This window comes from Brevundimonas sp. LjRoot202, from assembly GCF_964253355.1.
Taxonomy (GTDB): domain Bacteria; phylum Pseudomonadota; class Alphaproteobacteria; order Caulobacterales; family Caulobacteraceae; genus Brevundimonas.
Window position 1 is genome coordinate 504,323 of the sequence record NZ_CAXUQW020000001.1, and the last position, 20,448, is coordinate 524,770.

17 protein-coding genes are annotated in these 20,448 nt (G+C 69.6%); 10 read left to right on the plus strand and 7 right to left on the minus strand.

The window, feature by feature from the left end:
* The first annotated feature begins 80 nt into the window (after positions 1–80).
* On the plus strand, positions 81–731 hold the full coding sequence (locus ACSQ1L_RS02830) for an alpha/beta hydrolase (RefSeq protein ID WP_435991729.1): 651 nt from the start codon (positions 81–83) through the stop codon (positions 729–731).
* Between the two features lie 32 nt (positions 732–763).
* Positions 764–2,038 (plus strand): NAD(P)/FAD-dependent oxidoreductase, encoded by a 1,275-nt coding sequence (locus ACSQ1L_RS02835; protein ID WP_435991731.1) that lies wholly within the window; start codon positions 764–766, stop codon positions 2,036–2,038.
* On the opposite strand, the gene ACSQ1L_RS02840 is transcribed toward ACSQ1L_RS02835, so the two are convergent.
* Positions 2,035–3,237, minus strand: a complete 1,203-nt coding sequence (locus tag ACSQ1L_RS02840) for an exo-beta-N-acetylmuramidase NamZ family protein (RefSeq protein WP_435991733.1) — start codon at positions 3,235–3,237, stop codon at positions 2,035–2,037. The genes ACSQ1L_RS02835 and ACSQ1L_RS02840 overlap by 4 nt on opposite strands.
* Positions 3,234–3,875, minus strand: a complete 642-nt coding sequence (locus ACSQ1L_RS02845) for a DOMON-like domain-containing protein (protein ID WP_435991735.1) — start codon at positions 3,873–3,875, stop codon at positions 3,234–3,236. The genes ACSQ1L_RS02840 and ACSQ1L_RS02845 overlap by 4 nt, the downstream gene beginning before the upstream one ends.
* Before the next feature lie 77 nt (positions 3,876–3,952).
* Between ACSQ1L_RS02845 and tyrS the strand changes: the two genes are divergently transcribed.
* From tyrS to ACSQ1L_RS02865, 4 genes are all read left to right on the plus strand, one after another.
* A complete protein-coding gene (gene tyrS / locus ACSQ1L_RS02850; protein ID WP_435991737.1) occupies positions 3,953–5,212 on the plus strand; it encodes a tyrosine--tRNA ligase in 1,260 nt (419 codons plus the stop codon).
* An 8-nt stretch (positions 5,213–5,220) separates the two neighbouring features.
* Positions 5,221–5,688, plus strand: coding sequence for a peroxiredoxin (locus ACSQ1L_RS02855; protein ID WP_435991739.1), 468 nt, complete (start codon positions 5,221–5,223; stop codon positions 5,686–5,688).
* Between the two features lie 232 nt (positions 5,689–5,920).
* Positions 5,921–7,039 carry a peptidoglycan DD-metalloendopeptidase family protein gene (locus tag ACSQ1L_RS02860; protein WP_435991741.1) on the plus strand — a complete coding sequence of 373 codons (1,119 nt, stop codon included), beginning with the start codon at positions 5,921–5,923 and terminating at the stop codon, positions 7,037–7,039.
* Positions 7,023–7,586, plus strand: a complete 564-nt coding sequence (locus tag ACSQ1L_RS02865; protein ID WP_435991743.1) for a bactofilin family protein — start codon at positions 7,023–7,025, stop codon at positions 7,584–7,586. Before ACSQ1L_RS02860 ends, ACSQ1L_RS02865 begins: the two co-directional genes overlap by 17 nt.
* Positions 7,587–7,631: 45 nt before the next feature.
* On the opposite strand, the gene prfB is transcribed toward ACSQ1L_RS02865, so the two are convergent.
* The 5 genes from prfB to ACSQ1L_RS02890 form a co-directional block, all read right to left on the minus strand.
* Positions 7,632–8,754 (minus strand): peptide chain release factor 2 gene (prfB, locus tag ACSQ1L_RS02870; protein ID WP_435991745.1). Its coding sequence is split into 2 segments (ribosomal slippage): positions 7,632–8,684 and positions 8,686–8,754, totalling 1,122 coding nucleotides; the frame shifts between segments, so codons are not numbered across the junction.
* A 118-nt stretch (positions 8,755–8,872) separates the two neighbouring features.
* On the minus strand, positions 8,873–11,293 hold the full coding sequence (locus tag ACSQ1L_RS02875; protein WP_435991747.1) for a penicillin-binding protein 1A: 2,421 nt from the start codon (positions 11,291–11,293) through the stop codon (positions 8,873–8,875).
* Positions 11,294–11,327: 34 nt separating this feature from the next.
* Positions 11,328–12,065, minus strand: coding sequence for a putative quorum-sensing-regulated virulence factor (locus ACSQ1L_RS02880; RefSeq protein WP_435991749.1), 738 nt, complete (start codon positions 12,063–12,065; stop codon positions 11,328–11,330).
* Between the two features lie 34 nt (positions 12,066–12,099).
* The gene (locus ACSQ1L_RS02885) at positions 12,100–13,053 is read right to left on the minus strand and encodes a DUF5996 family protein (RefSeq protein ID WP_435991751.1); all 954 of its coding nucleotides are present in this window, start codon (positions 13,051–13,053) and stop codon (positions 12,100–12,102) included.
* Positions 13,054–13,157: 104 nt separating this feature from the next.
* Entirely contained in the window at positions 13,158–14,342 is a 1,185-nt protein-coding gene (locus tag ACSQ1L_RS02890; RefSeq protein WP_435991753.1) for an N-acetylmuramoyl-L-alanine amidase family protein, read from the minus strand.
* A gap of 470 nt (positions 14,343–14,812) precedes the next feature.
* Here ACSQ1L_RS02890 and ACSQ1L_RS02895 point away from each other — a divergent pair, with 470 nt between their 5' ends.
* The 4 genes from ACSQ1L_RS02895 to ACSQ1L_RS02910 all read left to right on the plus strand — a co-directional run bounded on the left by ACSQ1L_RS02895 (position 14,813) and on the right by ACSQ1L_RS02910 (position 20,330).
* Complete coding sequence (locus ACSQ1L_RS02895) at positions 14,813–17,455, plus strand: Rne/Rng family ribonuclease (protein WP_435991755.1); 2,643 nt, start codon at positions 14,813–14,815, stop codon at positions 17,453–17,455.
* 61 nt (positions 17,456–17,516) lie between these two features.
* On the plus strand, positions 17,517–18,926 hold the full coding sequence (locus ACSQ1L_RS02900; RefSeq protein WP_435991757.1) for a M48 family metalloprotease: 1,410 nt from the start codon (positions 17,517–17,519) through the stop codon (positions 18,924–18,926).
* 18 nt (positions 18,927–18,944) lie between these two features.
* On the plus strand, positions 18,945–19,751 hold the full coding sequence (locus ACSQ1L_RS02905) for a thioredoxin domain-containing protein (RefSeq protein WP_435991759.1): 807 nt from the start codon (positions 18,945–18,947) through the stop codon (positions 19,749–19,751).
* 48 nt (positions 19,752–19,799) lie between these two features.
* Positions 19,800–20,330 (plus strand): GFA family protein, encoded by a 531-nt coding sequence (locus ACSQ1L_RS02910; protein ID WP_435991761.1) that lies wholly within the window; start codon positions 19,800–19,802, stop codon positions 20,328–20,330.
* Positions 20,331–20,448: the final 118 nt, after the last annotated feature.

Here is a 20,448-nt window from a genome sequence, read left to right on the forward strand (position 1 = left end):
GGACTTAGAAAGTCCTACCGCTGCGGTCAAGTATTACGCACCTGCGAAACGACAGTTGAACACGGGAATTCGCGCCGCCCATGCCTGAAGTCATTCTGCCCGGGGCCTCGGGCCGCATCGAAGGCCGCTATTCGCCGGGCAAGCGCCCGAACGCCCCGATCGCCCTGATCCTGCACCCGCACCCCAAGGCGGGCGGGCATATGAACAACCCGGTCACCGTGACCCTGTACCAGCTGTTCGTGAAGCGCGGCTTCGCGACCCTGCGCTACAACAGCCGCGGCGTGGGCAAGTCGCAGGGCGAGTTCGATTCGGGCATCGGCGAGCTGGCCGATGCGGCCACGGCGCTGGACTGGCTGCAGGCCAACAACCCCGGCGCCACCCAGACCTGGGTCGCCGGCTATCAGTTCGGGGCCTATATCGGCATGCAGCTGTTGATGCGCCGGCCCGAGACCGACGGCTTCATCTCGGTCTCGCCGCCGTCGAACATGTACGACTTCAGCTTCCTGGCCCCCTGCCCCGCCTCGGGCCTGTTCCTGCACGGCACCGCCGACACCGTGGTGCCGCCGGTCGAGGTCGAGCGCGTGGTCAACAAGCTGCGCACCCAGAAGGGCATCATCATCGACTACGAGCTGGAGGAAGGCGCGAGCCACTTCTGGCAGGACCACATCGACGCCGTCGACCGCCGCGTCGGGGCTTATCTGGACAAGCGGCTGGAAGAGAAGCCGGCCTGATCCTACATCCGGGTCTCACGCGGTGAGACCGGATGGACCAGGACATCGTCATCGTCGGAGGCGGGGCCGGCGGGCTCGAGCTCGCCGCGCGTCTCGGCCGACGGCTGGGGCGGCGCGAGGGCCGACGGCGCGTCCTGCTGATCGACCGCTCGATCTTCCACCTCTGGAAGCCGACCCTGCACGAGGTCGCCGCCGGATCGTTGGATTCGCATCAGGAGGGGCTGTCCTACCCCTTCCTCGCCCGCCGGAATAATTTCAGCTTCGCGTTCGGCGAGCTAACGGGCGTGGACCCCGTCGCGCGGACGATCGAGTTGGCGGCGGTCAAGGACGAGGCCGGCGACCGGCTGATCCCGCCCCGGACGCTGCCCTACGGCACGCTGGTTCTGGCCATCGGCAGCGGGTCCAACCTGTTCGACACCCCCGGCGCGGCCGAGCACGCCCATTTCCTCGAGAACGTCGCCGACGCGGAGGCTTTCAACCGGCATCTGGTCGCCGCCTTCCTCGCCGCCGCCTATTCGAGCCACCGGACCCTGAACATCGCCATCGTCGGGGCCGGGGCGACCGGCGTGGAGCTGTCCACCGAACTGATCGAGGGTCATGACGAACTGTCGTCGGGATTGGCCGAGGACCAGCGCTTCGGGTTGACCGTGACCCTCGTCGAGGCGGCGCCGCGCATCCTCGGCGGCCTGCCCGAACGGGTCGCCGACAAGGCGGTGCGCGCGCTCGAGGCGAAGGGGGTCCGCCTGCTGACCGGCGCGAAGGTCGAGCGAGTCCGCGCCGACGGCCTCGACACCACCGCCGGCGACGTGCCGGCCGACCTGACCGTCTGGGCCGCGGGCGTGAAGTCGCCGGAGCGCAACCGGGCCTTCGCGCTCGAGACCGGCCGTCTGAACCAGTTCATCGTCGACGACCATCTGCGGACCTCTGCGCCCGGCGTCTACGCCATGGGCGACTGCGCGGAAGCTCCCGGACCGGGCGGCCGCCCCGTCCCGGCCCGGGCCCAGGCGGCGGCGCAGCAGGCGGCGTATCTGAGCCGCACCTTGGTCGATCCGTCGCGCGATCCCGGCCCCTTCGTCTATCGCGACCGCGGCTCCCTCGTCTCGCTGGGCGGCGAGGGCGGCGTCGGCTCCCTGATGGGCGGTCTCGGCGGTCCGAACTTCCTCGTCGAGGGGCTGATCGCCCGCTGGGTCTATATGGGGCTTCACCTCGACCACCATCGCGCGATCATCGGCGCGCCGCGCACCCTGCTCCTCGCCCTCTCCCGCCTGCTGCACCGCCGCGTGTCCGGACGGCTGAAGCTGCACTAGTAGAGCAGCCAGGGCTTTCGCTCTTCGCGCCAGGCGGCTTCGTCGGGGACCGTCAGCGCGTCCAGGTCGGCCGGCGTGGCCGCCGGATCGTCGACCCACTCCCGCAACCCCGGCCCGCCGTTGATCACATCGATGGCCAGCTTGCCGAACTCGTACTCGTACGGGAAATCCCGCCACAGGTCGTAGTCGGGATACAGCCGGCGGATCGCCTTGAACGCCAGCGCCTGCACCCGCCACGGCTTGAACGCCGCGTGGTCGTAGGCCGGGCCCGCGACATGCATCTGCACGCCGTTGCACAGCGTTCCGGCATGCTTGTGGAAGGTCGGCTCGAACCAGCAGTCGCGCAGGACGCAACCCTTCAGCCATTCGGGCGCCAGCGCCTGCATTTCGGCGATCACCCGCCGGGCCTCGATGTCGGGCGCCCCGAACAACTCCAGCGGCCGGGTGGTGCCCCGCCCCTCGGACAGGGTCGTCCCCTCCAGCATCACCGTCCCGGCGTAGGCCCGCGCCATCGACACATTGGGGGCGTTGGGGCTGGGGTTGATCCACTCGCGCTCCAGCAGCGGCCAGCCATGGCCCGGCCCCTCGTCCGGCCTCCAGCCCTCCATCTCGATGACGCGGTAGTCCACGTCCAGCTTGTACCGGTCGATGAACCACAGCCCCAGCTCGCCCAGCGTCATCCCGTGCCGCATCGGCATCGGCCCCGCCCCGACGAAACTCTCCCAGCCCGGCCGCAGGGTCAGGCCCTCGACTGGCCGACCGGCCGGATTGGGTCGATCCAGCACCCAGACCGTCTTGCCGTGCTCCGCCGCCGCCTCGAGCACATAGAGCAGGGTGGTGATGAAGGTGTAGATGCGGCAGCCGAGGTCCTGCATGTCGACGAGCAGCACGTCGAACGTGCCCATGGCCTGGCCGGTTGGCCGGCGCACCTCGCCATACAGGCTGAACACCGGAATGCCGTGCCGGGGATCGGTGAAGTCCGGCGACTCCATCATGTTGTCCTGCAGGTCGCCGCGCATGCCGTGCTGCGGTCCGAAGGCGGCGGTCAGCTGGATATCGGGACAGGCCGCCAGGGCGTCGAGCGAATGCGTCAGGTCCGCGGTCACCGACGCCGGATGCCCCAGCACGGCCACCCGCCTCCACTTCAGCGGCGCGCGCAGTTCGGGGTCGGACAGCAGGCGGTCGAGGCCGGTTTTCATGCGGGTTCCGGGCGGACAGAGAGGGTGAATGAGTCGGGATGGTGAAAGTCGGGCTTTTCAGCCGGATGCGCCAGCGCCCAATAGGCTTTCCCGCCGTCGATGGTCTCCAACACCGCAGAGACACCGATCGCCCGAACATGAGGCCAACCGCGCCAATTGACCCAAGCCTTCAGCTCAAAATCGTCACCATCACGTCTGACGTCCACGATCTCGACTGACCCGTCGAGTTCGGTCATGCCGCTGCGATAGCCGTCGAACTGATAGGCCGCCCAATGGCCGGAGGGGGCGACGTTGAACTCGGTATAGCTCCCGTCAGGCAGCAGCCCGAAGATTTCCAGACAGGTGCTGCGCCAAAGGCCGTCGGTTCTTCCGGGCTTGGCCGGAACCAGCTGGTCGTCCCCGGGCTCCAGCCCCATGGTTTTCAGCAGCGTGCTCCTGACGAAATCGGCCTCCTTCCGCGCCCGCGCTTCAGTCAACGCCGGTTCGGGAGGCGGAAACACCAGGCGATCGCCGAATCCGACCAGGCGAAACGTGAGGAGGACATAACTGCGTCCCTCAATGTCGATGGTCGCGTGCAGAGCTACATCGCGGGCTTCGTCTGGCGGCTCGAACGGCCGCAGCTCTGCGCTCAGGATCATGGCTATCGCTTGGTTCGCCTGTTGTCGGGTCCGTGCTACACGCCCCTTCCCTCCCAAGCCAAGCCTGATCCCCGCCCATGACCGCCGACACCGCCTTCAAGTCCGACTTCCTGCGCACGCTCCGGGACCGCGGTTACATCCACCAGATCACCCACCCGGCCGAGCTCGACGCCGCGGCCGCCGGCGGCGTGGTCACCGGCTACATCGGCTTCGACGCCACCGCCCCGTCGCTGCACGTCGGCAGCCTGATCCAGATCATGATGCTGCGCCGCCTCCAGCAGGCCGGCCACAAGCCGATCGTGCTGATGGGCGGCGGCACGACCAAGGTCGGCGACCCGACCGGCAAGGACGCCTCGCGGCCGCAGCTGACCGACGAGACCATCCAGTCGAACATCGCCTCGATCCGCACCGTGTTCGAGAAATTCCTCACCTTCGGCGACGGCCCGACCGACGCGGTCATGCTCGACAACGACCAGTGGCTGTCGACCTACGGCTACATCCAGTTCCTGCGCGACTTCGGCACGCATTTCACCGTCAACCGGATGCTCGCGTTCGACTCGGTCAAGCTGCGGCTGGAACGCGAGCAGCCGATGACCTTCCTCGAGTTCAACTACATGCTGATGCAGTCGGTGGACTTCCTCGAGCTGAATCGGGCGCGGAACTGCACCCTGCAGATGGGCGGCTCGGACCAGTGGGGCAACATCGTCTCGGGCGTCGATCTGGTGCGCCGGGTCGACCAGAAGGCCGCCTTCGGCCTGACCACCCCCCTGCTCACCACCGCCTCGGGCGGCAAGATGGGCAAGACGGCCCAGGGCGCGGTCTGGCTCAACGCGGAACAGCTGTCGCCGTACGACTACTGGCAGTTCTGGCGCAACGTCGACGACGCCGACGTGGGCAAGTTCCTGCGCCTGTTCACCGACCTGCCGCTGGACGAGATCGCCCGGCTCGAGGCCCTGCCCGGCGCCGGCATCAACGACGCCAAGAAGGCGCTGGCCGACGCCGCCACCACCATGCTGCACGGCGCCGACGCCGCCGCCCACGCCCGCGGCGCCGCCGAGGCTGCCTTCGAACAGGGCAAACTCTCCGCCGACCTTCCGACGGTCGAGATCCCGCAGGGCGAGGTCATCGGGGCCATGATCGCCGCTGTCGCCACGCGCGCCGGCCTGAGCACCTCCAACGGCGAGGCCCGGCGCCTGGCCCAGGGCGGCGGCCTGCGCCTCAATGACGAAGTCATCGCCGACGGAGCCCGCCTGATCGAAGCCGGCGACGTCAACGCCGACGGCGTGTTCAAGCTGGCGGCCGGCAAGAAGAAGATCGTCCTCGTCCGCCCCATCTGAGAGTCCGCATGACCGAGATCACCGAAGGCATGAAGGCCCCCACCTTCGACATGGCCACCGACGGCGGCGGCCGCCTCTCCTCCGACGCCCTGAACGGCCGGACCGTCGTGCTCTATTTCTATCCCAAGGCCGACACGCCCGGCTGCACCACGGAAGGCCAGGATTTCTCCGCGCTCGCCGGTGAGTTCGCCGCCGCCGGCGCGACGGTGGTCGGCGTCTCGCGCGACCCGGTGAAGAAGCTCGACCGCTTCAAGGCCAAATACGACCTGAAGGTCACGCTCGCCTCCGACGAAGCCGGCGACGTCACCGAAGCCTTCGGCGTCTGGGTCGAGAAAACCCTGTACGGCCGCACCTATATGGGCGTCGAGCGCGCCACCTTCCTGATCGACGGCGCCGGCGTTGTCCGGCGCGTCTGGCGCAAGGTCAGGGTCAAGGGTCACGCCGCGGAAGTCCTCGCCGCCGTCCAGTCACTCTGATCACGGACGACTCTGTACAACCATAGATGAAACAGCTGTTTCACAGATTCGCGCGCACGCCTGTAAGGCGAAGATTTGCCGCGAATACCGTCTTTCTTCGCCTGAACGCGTTCCAAGATGGTTAACAACCCGTAAACAGACTTGTCCCCAGCGGTTTAGGTGGCGCATAACCCGTCGCCGTGCGTGGGGGCGTTGCGTAATGACCAGCCAGACGACTGAAAGACGGTCTCTGATGGGTCGGTGGTTTCCGACCCGCTATGTGTATCTGAGGGAGGGCGATGAGGTCCGGGCCTGGGCCCTGACCCCCGGCCGCCAGGCGCTCGGAGCGTTGGCCGCGGTCCTCGTCGGCGGCTGGTGCCTGGTCGCCTCGGGCGGCTTCGCGCTCGATCTCGTCATGCAAAGCCAGGCCGACCGCACCGTGGCCCGCGCCCGCGCCGCCTCCGAACGGCTCAACGCCGACCTGCAGGCCCGGCTCGACAGCGCCGTGGTTCGGATGACCGCCACCACCGGCTCGCTCGACGAGATGGCCCAGATGGTCGAACGCCGCCACGCCGCCCTGACCCAGGTGATGGGCATGTTCCGCGGCGTCGAAGGCGCCGAGGCGGCCCTGGCCCCCGCGCCCTCCCTCGATCCCGCCGAGCACACGCCCGTCCAGCGCATGCTGGCCGTGCGCCTCGACCAGGAGCGGCTGATCGCCCGCGCCGAGAGCGTGGCGCAGACCCGGGCCGAGCGCCTGCGCCTCGCCTTCCGTCTGGCGGGCCTGAACCCCTCGGCCTATGCGCCCGGCAGCGGCGCCGGGCTTGGCGGGCCGCTGGTCGAGGCTCGTGACCCCCGCGCCCTCGCCGCCGTGCTGGATGTCGACGAGGCCTTCGCCGTGCGCATCCGCAGCGCCGCCGACAACCTGTCCGACATGCGGGGCCTTGCCGACGCCGCCGAGGGCATGCCCTTCCACCGCCCGACGACGGCGCGGACCACCTCGGGGTTCGGGGTCCGGTTCGACCCGTTCAACAGCCGCCCCGCCCTGCATCAGGGCCAGGACTTCGCCGCGCCGCTCAACTCGCCGATCCTGTCTCCGGCTCCCGGAATCGTGTCTTTCGTCGGCGTTCGTTCAGGGTATGGCAACACCGTCGAGATAGATCATGGGCGCGGTTTCAAGACTCGCTATGCCCACCTGAACTCCATGGCCGTGCGGCCCGGCCAGCGCATCGCGCTGGGTCAGCGGATCGGCGCCATGGGCACGACCGGACGCTCCACCGGCGTTCACCTGCACTACGAAGTGTGGATGAACGGCCGCCCGCAAAACCCCGCCCGCTTCATGAGAGCCGGAGATCAACTTGTTCAACAAGACTAAATCCCCCGCCCCGTCGTCGCCGCAGACCCGCGCCGACACCGGTTCCGCCATCCCGCCGCTGCCGGACCTGCCCAGCCCGGGCGGCCCGGCCTCCGCGGCGGCGCCCGCCGCGCGCGGCGCCCCCTCGCCCGTGTCCCAGCGCGGCCTCTCGACCCTGTCGGCGGACCTGCAGTTCGACGGCGCGATCTCGGGCGGCGGCGACCTGCAGATCGACGGCGCGATCAAGGGCGACGTCCGCGTCGGCCGCCTGATCGTCGGCGAGACCGGCGCCGTCGAGGGCAATGTTTCGGCCGACTATGTCGAGGTCCGCGGCCGCATCGTCGGCAACGTCTCGGGCAAGCAGGTCAAGCTGATCGCCACCGCCTACGTCGACGGCGACATCACCGCCGAACAACTGTCGATCGATATCGGCGCCTATTTCCAGGGCCGCGTCCTGCAGGGCCGCCGCGACGCCCCCGCCGCCAAGCCTTCGGCCGCCGCGGCCAGCGCCACGCCGCCGCACGGCGACGACCGCCCGCAGGTCATCGACATGAAGACCAGCGCCTGATCACGCTCCCTCCCCGTCGCGCCGCGATGGGAAGGACACGTGGCGCTACTCCACCGTGCTCCCGCGCGTCTCGCCGACCCGGGCCGCCAGCGCCGCGCCCATGAACAGGTCGAGGTCGCCGTCCAGCACCCCCTGGGTGTCCGAGGTCTCGACGTTGGTGCGCAGGTCCTTGACCATCTGATAGGGCTGCAGGACGTAGCTGCGGATCTGGTGGCCCCATCCGATGTCGGTCTTGGCGTCCGCCAGGGCCTGCGCCGCCGCCTCGCGCTTCTGCAGCTCCAGCTCGTAGAGTCGCGCGCGCAGCATCTTCCACGCCTGTTCGCGGTTCTGGTGCTGCGACCGGCCGGCCTGGCAGGCCACCACCGTATTGGTCGGGATGTGCGTCAGCCGCACCGCCGAGTCGGTCTTGTTGATGTGCTGGCCGCCTGAGCCCGAGGCCCGGTAGGTGTCGGTGCGCACGTCGGCGGGGTTGATGTCGATCTCGATCGTGTCGTCGACCACGGGCGAGACCCCGATCGAAGCGAACGAGGTGTGCCGCTTGGCGGCGGCGTCATAGGGGCTGATGCGCACCAGCCGGTGCACGCCCGATTCCGACTTCAGCCAGCCATAGGCGTTCGGGCCCTTGACCAGGATGGTCGCCGACTTGATGCCGGCCTGTTCGCCGCCCTCTTCCGCCTCGAGCTCGACCTCGTAGCCGTGGGCGCGGGCCCAGCGGCTGTACATGCGCAGCAGCATGCCGGCCCAGTCGTTCGACTCGGTGCCGCCGGCCCCGGAGTTGACCTCCAGATAGGCGTCGTTGCCGTCGGCCTCGCCGGACAGCAGGGCCTCCAGCTCGGCGCGGGCGGCCCGGTCCTTGATGGCCTTCAGCTGGGCGCGGGCTTCCTCGAGGGTGGCTTCGTCGCCCTCCTCGTCGGCCATGTCGGCGAGCATGACGCCCTCCTCCAGACCGGTCTCCATTTCGCGGACGGTGTCGATCCGCCCGGCCAGCTGCGCGCGCTCGCGCGACACGGCCTGGGCCTGATCGGGATCGTTCCACAGCGTCGGGTCCTCGACCCGGGCGTTCAGCTCATCCAGTTTTCGAAGCGCGACATCCCAGTCAAAGACGCCTCCTGAGCAGAGCGATGCTCTGCTCGATGTCGGCCTTCATGGCCTCGACATCCGGTCTCATCGCATTCTCCGGCGATACGAAAGTGAGGCGCGGACATAGAGCGCGCCGGGGGAAAGGGAAAGGGACCAGGCAGCAGGAGTTCGATCCAGGCTCGGCGCCTGACGCCTACCGCCTCCCTTCAGTACAGCCCGCTCAGATCCTCGGCCGGCTCCTTCTTGGCCGGCGGCGTCGTGGCCGGCGGCGGGGTCGGCGTGGCGGACGGCGGCAGGCCGGCGGCCTCCTCGCGCTCGCGGCGGATGATGTCGTTGTAGTTCTGCGGCCCTGTCGGGACCTCCGGCCGCGGCGCCTCCTCCTCGCGCCGGCGTTCGGTGCCGGGGCGGAAGGCTTCCTCGATGCCGTTGACGGTGCGGAAGACGGCGTTCTTCGGCCGCACGAACGGCCGCGCCGGGCGCTTCTTTAGGGCCGTCTGCATGAATTCGGTGAACACCGGCACCGGGCCGGTCGCCCCGGTTTCGCCCGAGCCCAGGGGCCGGTTGTCGTCGAAACCGATGAAGACGCCGACCACGATGTCCGACGAGAAGCCGACGAACCAGGCCGAGCGGTATTCATTCGTCGTGCCGGTCTTGCCGCCGACCCAGCGGCCGAGGCCGCGGGCGCTGGCGCCGGTGCCGCGCTGGACCACGCCCTCCAGAATCGAACTCATCTGATAGGCCGTGATCGGATCGATCACCTGGGTTCCGCGGGGCTCGAGCCGGGGCGACTCCTGACCGCTGAACGGCCGGCCGCAGTCGCGGCAGCGGCGATCGTCGGCGCGGAAGATGGTCTCGCCGTCGCGGTTCTGCACCAGTTCGATCAGATAGGGCTCCACCCGCCGCCCGCCGTTGATGAAGGCGGCGTAGGCGGCGGTCAGCCGGTAGGGCGTGGTCTCTCCCGCGCCCAGCGACACCGACAGATTGGGTTGCAGGTTGTCCGACACCCCCATCTTCTTCGACAGGTCGACGATGTTGTTCATGCCCACCGCCTGGGCCAGGCGCACGGTCATGACGTTGCGCGACAACTCGAGGCCGCGGCGCAGCGTCTGCGGCCCGTAGTATTCCCGGCTGTAGTTCTCGGGGGTCCAGCGCTCGCCGTTGGCTCCGCCCGCGAAACTGATCGGCGCGTCGAGCACGATGGAGGCCGGGGTGTAGTCGCCCTCCAGCGCCGTCGCATAGACGAACGGCTTGAAGGCCGACCCAGGCTGGCGCTCGGCCTGGGTGGCGCGGTTGAAGCTGGACAGGGCGTAGGAATAGCCGCCGACCATGGCCAGCACCCGGCCGGATTGGGGTTCGATCGCCACCAGCGCCCCGTTGACCGCGGGCACCTGTTTCAGGGCGAGCTGCCCGCCGCTCGGCTCGACGAAGATCAGGTCGCCGCGGCGCAGCTGGCGGTTGGCGTTGGCCCAGGCGGCGTCCGCGGCCAGCAGGGTTCCGGTCGAGCCGTCGTCGGCGCGGCGCACCCGCACGGTGTTGCCGGACACGCTTTCGACGGCGGCGGCGCGCCAGGCCCGGCGTTCGGGCGGGCGCACCCCTTCCAGGGCCTTCTCCTGCCAGCCCTCGGCGAAGTCGGTCGTGCCCCAGGGCCCGCGCCAGCCGTGGCGGCGATCGTAATTCTCCAGCCCGCGCATCAGGGCGTTGCGCGCGGCCGACTGCAGCTCGGGGTCCAGCGTGGTGCGCATGTAATAGCCGCCGCGGTTGACCTCCTCGGGGCCGAACCGCGCATGCGCCCGCCGGCGCGCTTCCTCGACGAAGTAGTCGGCGTCGGCGTACTGGGCCCGCCGGGGGGCGTCCTGCGTCACCAGCGGGCGGGCTCGCGCCGCAACCAGCTCCTGCTCGGTGATGAAGCCGCTCTGCTCCATCTCGCCCAGCACCCAGTCGCGCCGGCCCTTGGCCGCCGCCGGATGGCGCTTGGGATGATAGTTGTTCGGCCCCTTGGGCAGGGCCGCCAGGAAGGCCGCCTCGTCCGGCGTCAGCTGGTCCAGCGACTTGCCGAAATAGTTGTAGGCCGCCGCCGCCACGCCGAACGACCGGTACCCGAGGTAGATTTCGTTCAGGTAGAGCTCGAGGATCTGCGGCTTGGTCAGGGTCGCTTCCAGCCGGTTGGCGAGGATGGCTTCCTTGACCTTGCGGTTGATGCTGGACTCGCTGGTCAGCAGCACGTTCTTGGCGACCTGCTGGGTGATCGTCGAGCCGCCCTCCAGCCGCCGGCCCGTGGCCGCGTTGAAGACGTTCTTGAGCATCGCCCGGCCCAGCCCCGAGACGTCGACCCCCCCGTGGCTGAAGAAATTGCGGTCCTCGGCGGCGAGGAAGGCCTCGACCACCTGCTCCGGAATCTGCTCGTACGACACATAGATGCGCCTCTCGTCCGAGAATTCGCCGATCAGGGTGCCGTCGCTGGCGTAGACCCGCGTCGCCGTCGCCGGCCGGTAGTCGGCCAGTTCCGAGGCGTCGGGCAGGGCGTGGAAAAGCCAGGCGGCGTATATGGCCACCACCATCCCGACCAGGGCGATCCCGGCCAGCAGGCCGACGCCCGCCAAGACGAACCAGCGTTCGGCAATCTTCACTTGGTACTCCGCATGACGCGCCCGGTTGGCTGGTTTAGCCCGCGCCGGAGGCCCCGGCTAGAGCCCCTGCCGTACCCTCCGCGCGACGCGCCAGTTCCTGTCGCGCCGCCGCCACGACATCGGCGTCCATATCCCCCTGCCCCGCCATCCAGCGCAGGTAGTCCTCCGGCGGCTCCGCCCACGGTCGTCCCCGGTGCTTACCGAACGGAATCCGCTCCAGCCGGCGCGGCTCGCGGGTCCATTCCAGCATCTGCTCGACGCTCGCCTCCTTCAGCAGATCGATCAGGATATGCGCCGTCACCCAGGCGTCCGGCCCGGCCCGGTGCGCCGGATTGGCCAGCGCCGGGTCCAGCCTGAGCCCGCGCCAGTAGCGCAGCACCTGGTTCGAATGCCCCGGCGCGTGGGGCCACACGGCCTTGGCCGAGCGCACGGTGCAGATCCACGGCAGCCCGCCCGTGGCGGTGTCGGCGATGAAGCCACGCTCGAACCGCGCGCTGTGGGCCACCATCACGTCGGCGGGCTCGGCCATCAGCATCTCTCGCAACCGGTATTCGTCGCAGTGCGGATCGTCGTCGCAAAAGTCGTCCGGCGTCAGATGATGCACCGCCATGGCGTGAAACGAGATCGGCCCGCGGGGCCGGAACAGCTTCGCCACCGGCGGCGAGGCCCGCCATCCGTCGCCGTCGCGCACGACGTCGACCACCCCGACCTCGATGATCTCCGAGGCCCGGTCTCCGCCGGTGGTTTCCAGATCGACGACTCTCAGACGCATGGGGCGGAGATAGGCGGTCCTGGGCCGAAGCGCATCATTTCACCCGGCGCGGCCGCCCCGGCAGGCCCTCTTCGCATTCCAGCGCCGCACGATCCCACCCGGCGAGATCAGCCGCCGCTTCATAGGTGCTTTGCAGGAACGACAGCAGGGCGGCGTCCGGGTCGGGGGCGGTCCGGACGGCGTCGTAGGGCAGCAGGAATTCGCCCAGCTCCGGATCGAACCGCGCCTGCGGCGGCGATACGGCCGCCGACGCGAATCCCTCGGGCGTGGGATACGCATATGCATAGAAGCTAGGCCCTTCCCCGCCCGCCCCGCCCGGCCAGAACCCCGCGCTCGAAACCTCGTGCGAATAGGCTTCGCGGGTGACGTCGTCCGGCAGATGGGGGACGCCGCCCGGATGCAGCGGAGCCCGGCGTCCGGAGAAGCGGGTCACCGCCATGTCGAAACCGCCCCAGAACAGATGCACCGGACTGGATTTGCCGAGGAACCGCGAACGGAAGCGATTCAGCACCCGGTCGATCTGGACCAGGGCGCGCCAGTAATCCCTGGCGACATCGGCGTCATAGCTGCGCCGGCGCGTGTCCAGCGGAAAGGGCGTCGCGTCGGCCATCTCGTTGGGCGTCGGCACGATGGTGGTCGCCACCCCGAGAGCCGTCAGGCCGTCCATCACCGCGGCATGGAACCCGGCCAGGCTTCCCGGCTCAAGCCTGATCCGCCGCTCACCGCCGTCGCTGACCCGGATGACCAGATCGCCGGCGACAAGGTCGAACTCGAGCTCTAGAGCGACCGCGCCGTGGGGGATGAGAGGCGTCGCCAGCCCCCTCGCCGACACATGAAAGGTCACGTGCCAGGAGTGGTTGATCCAGGGGGTCCGGGCGAGGCGCACCTTGCCGGCGATCTGCGTCCACAGCTGGAGCGTCTCCGCCGTCGGCCCGAGCCGTGGGGACGACAGGTCAGGCCAGATCTGGGAGGTCGCGCCCGGCGTCATAGTGGCTCCCTGCTCGCGAGGAGCTTCGACCATAGATGAGGGGGCCGCTCGCAGCCAGTCGCGGTGCGGCCGTGGCTACCCGCCACCTACTGAGCCGTCGGCCCTCAGTTCTGTCCCGCCGCTTCGGCCGAGGCCATCTGCGCATCGCCGGACGGCTCGCGGAAATAACGGTCGATGCCCTCGGCCACGGCGCGCATCAGGCGGCGGCGGGCGCGGCTGTCGTTGAGCAGCCGCTCGTCCTCGGGATTGGTGATGAAGCCCATCTCCAGCAGCACGGCCGGCACGTCCGGGGCCAGCAGCACGGCCAGGCCGGCGTCGCGGTGGCTGCGGCGCAGCAGCGGATGATCGGCGGTCTCCAGCTCGCCCAGCAGGGTGCGGGCCAGCTGGGCCGAGCGGTTCTGGGTGGCGCGCTGGGTCATGTCCAGCAGGATGCGATCGACCGACGCGTCGCGCCCGGGCAGGTTCAGGCTGCGCTGCCAGTTGTCGCCGCGAGTGAACTCGCGCACCGCCCGGCCCGCGCCCTGCTCGGACAGGGTGTAGACGCTGGCCCCGCGCGTGGCCGGGTCGGCCCCGGCGTCGGCGTGCAGGCTGATGAACAGGTCGGCGCCCGCCTGGCGGGCGATGGCCACCCGGCGGTCGAGGCCGACATAGGCGTCGCTGTCGCGGGTCAGGCGCACCCGGTAGCGGCCGTGGCGCTCCAGCTCCGCCTTCAGGGCCTGGGCCGCGGCCAGGGTCACTGCGCTCTCGCGCGAGGTCGCGCCGGCGGCGCCGGGGTCGCGACCGCCGTGGCCGGGGTCGATGTAGATCACCGGGCGCTCGGCCGGGCTGGGCGGCCGCTCGGCGCGCAGGGCCGGCCGCATCGGGGCCCGGCCGGTGGCCTTCAGGTCGATGACGTAGCGGAAGTGGTCGACGCCGTCGCCCGGCGGCAGCAGGAAGCGGCGCTCGATCTCGGCGCTGACGGCCAGGTCCAGTTCGATCCGCGACGCGGCGCCGGCCCCGGCGACACGGAAATCGCGGACCAGCCCCCGCCCTGCTCCGGTCTGTTGGTCGGGGGGCGAAACGCCGGACAGGCTGATCACCACATGGCCGTCGTCGCCGGACTGGATCACCTGGCCGCGCGTGGTGCGGTCCAGGTCGATGACCACCCGGGTGCGCTCGGCGTCGCCGCCGAAGCGGACGCGCAGGATCTCGCCCACGGCCCCGGACGCCAGCCCGCGGCCCGCGACCAGCAGCGCCGCGCAGACCACGACCACGCCCACGGCGGCCACGACCCGCTCGCGGACGGTCATCCTGTTGATACGCGACAGCCCGTGCATTCGACGGAGACCCACCTTGTTTGGTTGGCGGGAGCTTAACGCGCGGGCGTCGACAACGGGTTAAAGCCCGTGGCGCTTTTAATTCGCGTCATGGGCGCCTATGCTTGTGCCGCTCGCGAACGATCGCGTCCCCTGACCCGTCAGGCCGGATGCGCCCTCTTCGCGGCATGACTTTCACTGATCCGAGAGCCGGCCGGGCCCGCCCGCCGATTCGACGACCGGGTCCGGGACGCCCCTATCGACGGCGCGTCCGGTCCCAGGACCGTACTGAACCTTCATGGGCTATCCCGCCTGCGCTCCCTTCCGGTCTGATCTGACCGACCTCGCCACCGGCCTGCGCCGCGGCGACGGGATCGCGCTCGCGCCTGCCCGCAATCCCATTCGGCGAGCCGCCTTGTCACCCCCCAGCGGGGACGGCCGAGCGCGCCAGAAAGAAATCTTTCATGTCAAAGACCATGTTGATCGACGCCGCCCACGCGGAGGAAACCCGCGTCGCGATCGTCGAGGGCCGTCAGATCGAGGAATTCGACTTTGAATCCCGCTCGAAGCGCCAGCTTCGGGGCAACATCTATCTCGCCAAGGTCACCCGCGTAGAGCCCAGCCTGCAGGCGGCCTTCGTCGAATACGGCGGCAACCGCCACGGCTTCCTCGCCTTCAACGAAATCCACCCGGATTATTATCAGATCCCCGTCGCCGACCGCGAAGCCATCATGGCCGAGGCGGCCACGGACGAGGACGAGCACGACGATCTCGGCCGCGAGAGCGCTGACGACGAGCACGAAGGCGGCATGGCCGAGGAAGAGCGGCTCAAGCGCCGCCTGATGCGCCGCTACAAGATCCAGGACGTCATCAAGCGCCGCCAGGTCATGCTGGTCCAGGTCGTCAAGGACGAGCGCGGCGGCAAGGGCGCGGCCCTGACCACCTGGCTGTCGCTGGCCGGCCGCTACTGCGTGCTGATGCCCAACACCGGCAAGGGCGGCGGCATCTCGCGCAAGATCACCCAGGCCTCCGACCGCAAGCGCCTGAAGGCCGCCGCGGCGTCGCTGGACGTGCCGCACGGCATGGGCCTGATCATCCGCACCGCCGGCGCCAAGCGCACCAAGGCCGAGATCAAGCGCGATTACGAATATCTGCTGCGCCTGTGGGAGACGATTCGCGAAACCACCCTCGCCTCCAACGCGCCTTCCCTGATCTATGAGGAGGAAAACCTCGTCCGCCGCGCCGTGCGCGACATGTTCGACAAGGATTTCGACGGCATCCAGGTCGAGGGCGTCGAAGGCTTCAAGGAAGCGCGCGACTTCATGCGGGTGCTGATGCCCTCGCAGTCGAAGAAGGTGCACCTGTACCAGGGCGCGCGGCCGCTGTTCGCCTCCAACGGCATCGAGGAGATGCTGACCCAGATCCACCAGCCGACCGTGCCGCTGAAGTCGGGCGGCTATCTGGTCATCAACCAGACCGAGGCGCTGGTCGCCATCGACGTCAACTCGGGCCGCGCCACCAAGGAACGCAACGTCGAGGCCACCGCCTTCAAGACCAACATGGAAGCGGCCGTCGAGGCGGCCCGCCAGCTGCGTCTGCGCGACCTCGCCGGCCTGATCGTCATCGACTTCATCGACATGGACGAGTCGAAGAACAACCGGTCGGTCGAGAAGGCCCTGAAGGACGCCCTGTCCAAGGATCGCGCCCGCATCCAGATGGGCCGCATCTCGGGCTTCGGCCTGATGGAGATCAGCCGCCAGCGCCGTCGCCTCGGTGTCATCGAGGGCGCGACCGAGGTCTGCCCGCACTGCCAGGGCGCCGGCCGCATCCGTTCGGCCGAGAGCGCCGCCCTGATGACCCTGCGCGGCGTCGACATCGAGGCGGGCCGCAACGGCGCCGGTTCGGTCAACCTGCGCGTCTGCACGGCGGTCGCCCTCTACATCCTGAACCACAAGCGCGACTACCTGCAGCGCCTGCTGACCCAGCGCGGCCTCAACGTCGTCATCCAGATCGACGACAGCCTGGCCCAGGGCGAGCACACCATCGAGCGCACCGAGACCAACGAGGACTTCACCCCGCCCGAGGGCGTCGAGGCCTTCGTCGACCTCGATGACGACTTCGACGACAGCGCCTATGCGGACGACGAGGCCGACGACGAGGAGTTCATCGACGACGAGGACGAAGAAGCCCTCGAGCGCGAGGACACCGACGACGACGAATCTCGCGAACGGACCGAACGGGTCGAAGGCGAGCGCGGCCGCGGCCGCGGCCGTCGCCGCCGGGGCGGACGTCGGGAGGACGGCGAGGCGCCGGCCGACGAAGCCGTCGCCGCAGTCCCCGGCGCCGAGGACGACGATGACAGCGAGGCCGGCCGCCGGCGTCGGCGCGGCCGCCGTGGCGGGCGTCGAGTCCGTGAAGAGGGCGGCGAGCGCGACGCCTTCTTCTGGGTGCGCGGCCGCACGCCATCGCTGGACGACCCCTATGTCTGGTTCGACCCGATCAATCCCGAGCGGCCCCAGGCCGCCCGCGCCGAAACGTCGGAAACGGCCGCTTCGGACGTGGATGAGGTCGTCAGCGAGCGGCCCGCGGGCGAGGCCGGCGGCGAGCGCGGCGGGCGTTCACGCCGCCGTCGCGGACGGGGCCGCGGCCGGGATCGGGGTTCGGAAGCCGGCCTGACCCACGAGGTCAAGGTCGAGACCCGCGCCACCAACGAAGGCATGCCGCCCGACGGCTCGCCCGACACGCCGATGGCCGTGATCATCGACGACGAAGCCGAAGCTCCCGTCCCGGCCGCCGTCGAGGAACCGAAGCGTCGCCGCGTCCGGCGCAAGACCTCGGCCAGCGCCACCGCCGACTCCGCCATCGAAACCGCCATCGAACCCAACGAGGCCGATACCCTGGCGGAGCCCGCGGTGATTGAGGTCCCCGCGACCGAAACCGCCGTCGTCGAGGCCGCCGAGCCGAAGGCCGAGCCCGTTCCCGCGGCTGTGGCCGAGCCGGTCGCCGCGCCCCAGCCTGAAGTCGACGTGGCCACGCTCATCGCCGAGGACCCCAACCAGATCGTCGCGCCGCCCGAGAAGCCCAAACGGGGATGGTGGCGCCGTTGAAAGGCCGCGATTAGATAGTGAGGATCGGCGCGGGGGCGATCGACGGTATCCGGAGTACGCCATGGATTGGCTGACCAGACACGCCGCCCGCTTCGTCGGAGCCGCCGCCGCCGCCGGCTTGATGCTGACGGCGGCGGCGCCCGCCTCGGCCCAGAGCGCCATCCGCGACACCGAGATCGAGACCATCATTCACGACTGGGCTGATCCGGTCTTCACCGGCATGGGTCTGGAGCCGTCCGAGGTCGAGATCCTGCTGATCAACGACGAGGATCTGAACGCCTTCGCCACGCGCGGGCGGATCATGGGCCTGAACACCGGCCTGATCCTGAAGACCAACAGCCCGAACGAACTGCTGGGCGTCATCGCCCACGAGGCCGGCCACATCCGCAACCGCCACACCCTGCGCGACGGCGCGCAGGGCGCCGGCATGCAGCCCATGCTGATGACCATGGCGCTGGGCGCCCTGGCGATCGCCGCCGGCGCGCCCGACGCCGGCGCCGTTCTGCTGGGCAACAGCCAGTATTTCGGCACCCTCAGCGCCCTGCGCTACATGACCCACCAGGAGGGCGAGGCCGACAACACGGGAGCCCGCGCGCTCGAGGCGGCCGGGGAGTCCGGTCGCGGCCTGGTCAGCTTCTTTGAGAATTTCCGCTCCCAGGAGGTGTTCTCGGACGCCCGCCGCTATCCCTATTTCCGCAGCCACCCGCTGTCGTCCGACCGCATCGAGAACCTGCGCCGCTTCGTGGCCGAACAACCGCACTACGGCCATCGCGACAGTCCGGAGCGGATGGCCCAGCACGCGCTGATCGTGGCCAAGATCCACGCCTTCATGGATCACCCGCGCGACACCTACCGCGCCTATCCCGAAACCGACGTCTCCCTGCCCGGCCGCTACGCCCGGGCCATCGCCTGGTATCGGGACGGTCAGACCGACCGGGCGCTCTCGGCCGTCGATGCGCTGCTGACGGAGCAGCCCGAGAATCCCTATTTCTGGGAGCTGAAGGGCCAGATCCTGTTCGAGGAGGGCCGGCCTGAAGAGGCTATCGGCGCCCATCAGCGCTCGGTCGAGATCAAGCCGGACGCGCCCTTGCTGCGCATCAACCTGGCCCACGCCCTGATCGAGACACGCGATCCAGCCCGACTGGACGCGGCCGTCGACCACCTGAAGCGCGCCACCGCCCTGGAGAAGGACAACAGCATGGCTTGGCGCCTGCTGGGTCAGGCCTACGCCAGCCAAGGCAAGGAAGGCGAGGCGCGGCTCGCATCGGCGGAGATGTATTTCGCGGTCGGGGCCGGGCAGCAGGCCACCCAGTTCGCCCTGCGCGCCCGCGATATGCTGGAGCCCGGCTCGGCCGAATGGACCCGCGCCATGGACATCGTCTTCGCTTCTGGCGCGACGCAGGATGACGTAGACGACCTTGACCGCCGTAACGAACGCCAGCGCCCGGGCGTCATTCCGGCCGGCGGCTGACTCCTTTCGAGAGCCTGAATGACCGAAACGCCTGATTCGAAGCCCACGCCGTCCCTGGTCCGTCGTCTGCTGTCGGGGGACCTGGCCGGCGCCGCGGCGCTGGCCGTTTCGGTGGTCGCCCTGATCATCGCGGTTTCCCCCTATGCCTCCGGGACCGACTTCGGATCGCGCGTGCGGAGCTATCTGATCCAGAATCCCGAGGTGTTGCAGGAGGTCAGCACCGCCCTCGATCTCAAGGCGCAGCAGCAGCAGATCGTCGAGAATCGCCAGAAGACCGCCGCGATCAACGCCACGGCGGCGGCCAATCCGGGCCTGCTCGCCGTGGACGGCCGGGACGCCGCCTTCGGACCCGCCGACGCCAGGGTGACGGTGATCGAGTTCTTCGACTTCCGCTGCCCCGGCTGCAAGGCCACCGCCCCCGAGGTGCTGCGCATGATGCAGGCGCACCCCGACGTGCGCTTCGTGTTCAAGGAGTGGCCGATTCTCGACGGCCCGAGCGACGGCGTGTCCCACTATGCGGCCCGCGCAGCCCAAGCCGCGCACCGGCAGGGTAAATACCTGCCCGTCTTCCGCGATCTGATGGCGGCGCCCGCCCTGTCGGAGGCGGCCGTGGACGCCATCCTCGCCGCCAACGGCGTGTCGATGTCGCAGGCCGAAGCGGCGATGTCGGGTCCGGAGATCGCGCGCCACATGGCCGACATGCAGACCTCGGCCACCGCCCTGGGCCTGGTCGGAACCCCGACCTTCTTCGTCAACGGCAAGGCCAGCGAGTCGATCCAGCCGGCCGCGCTCGACCGGGCGATCCGCGAGGCGAAGGCCGGCTAGCCGGTCCGGCCGGTTTCCAGCCGGCGGAATTTGGTTCAGCCTCACCGGATGAGAAAGTCCGCCGCCGAGCCGGAGAAGCGGTCCGCCGCACAGGCAGAGGGCCGTTGCGCCTGCGGGACCGTACGCTTCGAGATCGATGTTCCCGCCTTCTGGGTCTGGCACGACCATTCAAGGGCCACTCGCCGCGCTGCCGGATCCGCCTACATGACCTGGGTTGGGACGTGGCGACGGCGCCTTCGCATACTCGAAGGCGACGACGCCATAAGTCGTTGGGAGGATGAAGAGGCTGCCGCCACGCGCAGCTTTTGCGCCCGCTGCGGCACGCCGCTATTTCTGGAACGCCTGACCTCGCCGAAGTTCATCGATGTCCCCCGCGGCCTGTTCGCCACCAGAACCGGTCGCGAGGCGCGCTATCACATCCAGCTCGACCAACAGGCCGACTGGACCTGGGCCGGCGGTCCGCTGTCGCCGCTGAAGGGCTATCCGGGGGTCATGCAGGAGCGGCCGGGAAGGAAACCCAAGCCGCGTGCCGGCAGCCAATCAGGGGCTCGTCTCGCCACCGACCCCTTCGACCTGTGACAGCCGACGCGCCTCGGCCATGATGGCGCCCCGTCGCCCGACCTCGCCGCCGCCTCGCCCGGAGGTCTGGCGTCGGCTGATCCGCGGCATTGGATGGGTGGCGGGCGGCGCATGGCGG

Bases quoted from the DNA above. Each gene is read 5' to 3' on its own strand.
- ACSQ1L_RS02830 (WP_435991729.1), top strand. From the start codon at position 81: ATGCCTGAAGTCATTCTGCCCGGGGCCTCGGGCCGCATCGAAGGCCGC.
- ACSQ1L_RS02835 (WP_435991731.1), top strand. From the start codon at position 764: ATGGACCAGGACATCGTCATCGTCGGAGGCGGGGCCGGCGGGCTCGAG.
- ACSQ1L_RS02840 (WP_435991733.1), bottom strand. From the start codon at position 3,237: ATGAAAACCGGCCTCGACCGCCTGCTGTCCGACCCCGAACTGCGCGCG.
- ACSQ1L_RS02845 (WP_435991735.1), bottom strand. From the start codon at position 3,875: ATGATCCTGAGCGCAGAGCTGCGGCCGTTCGAGCCGCCAGACGAAGCC.
- tyrS (WP_435991737.1), top strand. From the start codon at position 3,953: ATGACCGCCGACACCGCCTTCAAGTCCGACTTCCTGCGCACGCTCCGG.
- ACSQ1L_RS02855 (WP_435991739.1), top strand. From the start codon at position 5,221: ATGACCGAGATCACCGAAGGCATGAAGGCCCCCACCTTCGACATGGCC.
- ACSQ1L_RS02860 (WP_435991741.1), top strand. From the start codon at position 5,921: ATGGGTCGGTGGTTTCCGACCCGCTATGTGTATCTGAGGGAGGGCGAT.
- ACSQ1L_RS02880 (WP_435991749.1), bottom strand. From the start codon at position 12,065: ATGCGTCTGAGAGTCGTCGATCTGGAAACCACCGGCGGAGACCGGGCC.
- ACSQ1L_RS02885 (WP_435991751.1), bottom strand. From the start codon at position 13,053: ATGACGCCGGGCGCGACCTCCCAGATCTGGCCTGACCTGTCGTCCCCA.
- ACSQ1L_RS02890 (WP_435991753.1), bottom strand. From the start codon at position 14,342: ATGACCGTCCGCGAGCGGGTCGTGGCCGCCGTGGGCGTGGTCGTGGTC.
- ACSQ1L_RS02895 (WP_435991755.1), top strand. From the start codon at position 14,813: ATGTCAAAGACCATGTTGATCGACGCCGCCCACGCGGAGGAAACCCGC.
- ACSQ1L_RS02900 (WP_435991757.1), top strand. From the start codon at position 17,517: ATGGATTGGCTGACCAGACACGCCGCCCGCTTCGTCGGAGCCGCCGCC.
- ACSQ1L_RS02905 (WP_435991759.1), top strand. From the start codon at position 18,945: ATGACCGAAACGCCTGATTCGAAGCCCACGCCGTCCCTGGTCCGTCGT.
- ACSQ1L_RS02910 (WP_435991761.1), top strand. From the start codon at position 19,800: ATGAGAAAGTCCGCCGCCGAGCCGGAGAAGCGGTCCGCCGCACAGGCA.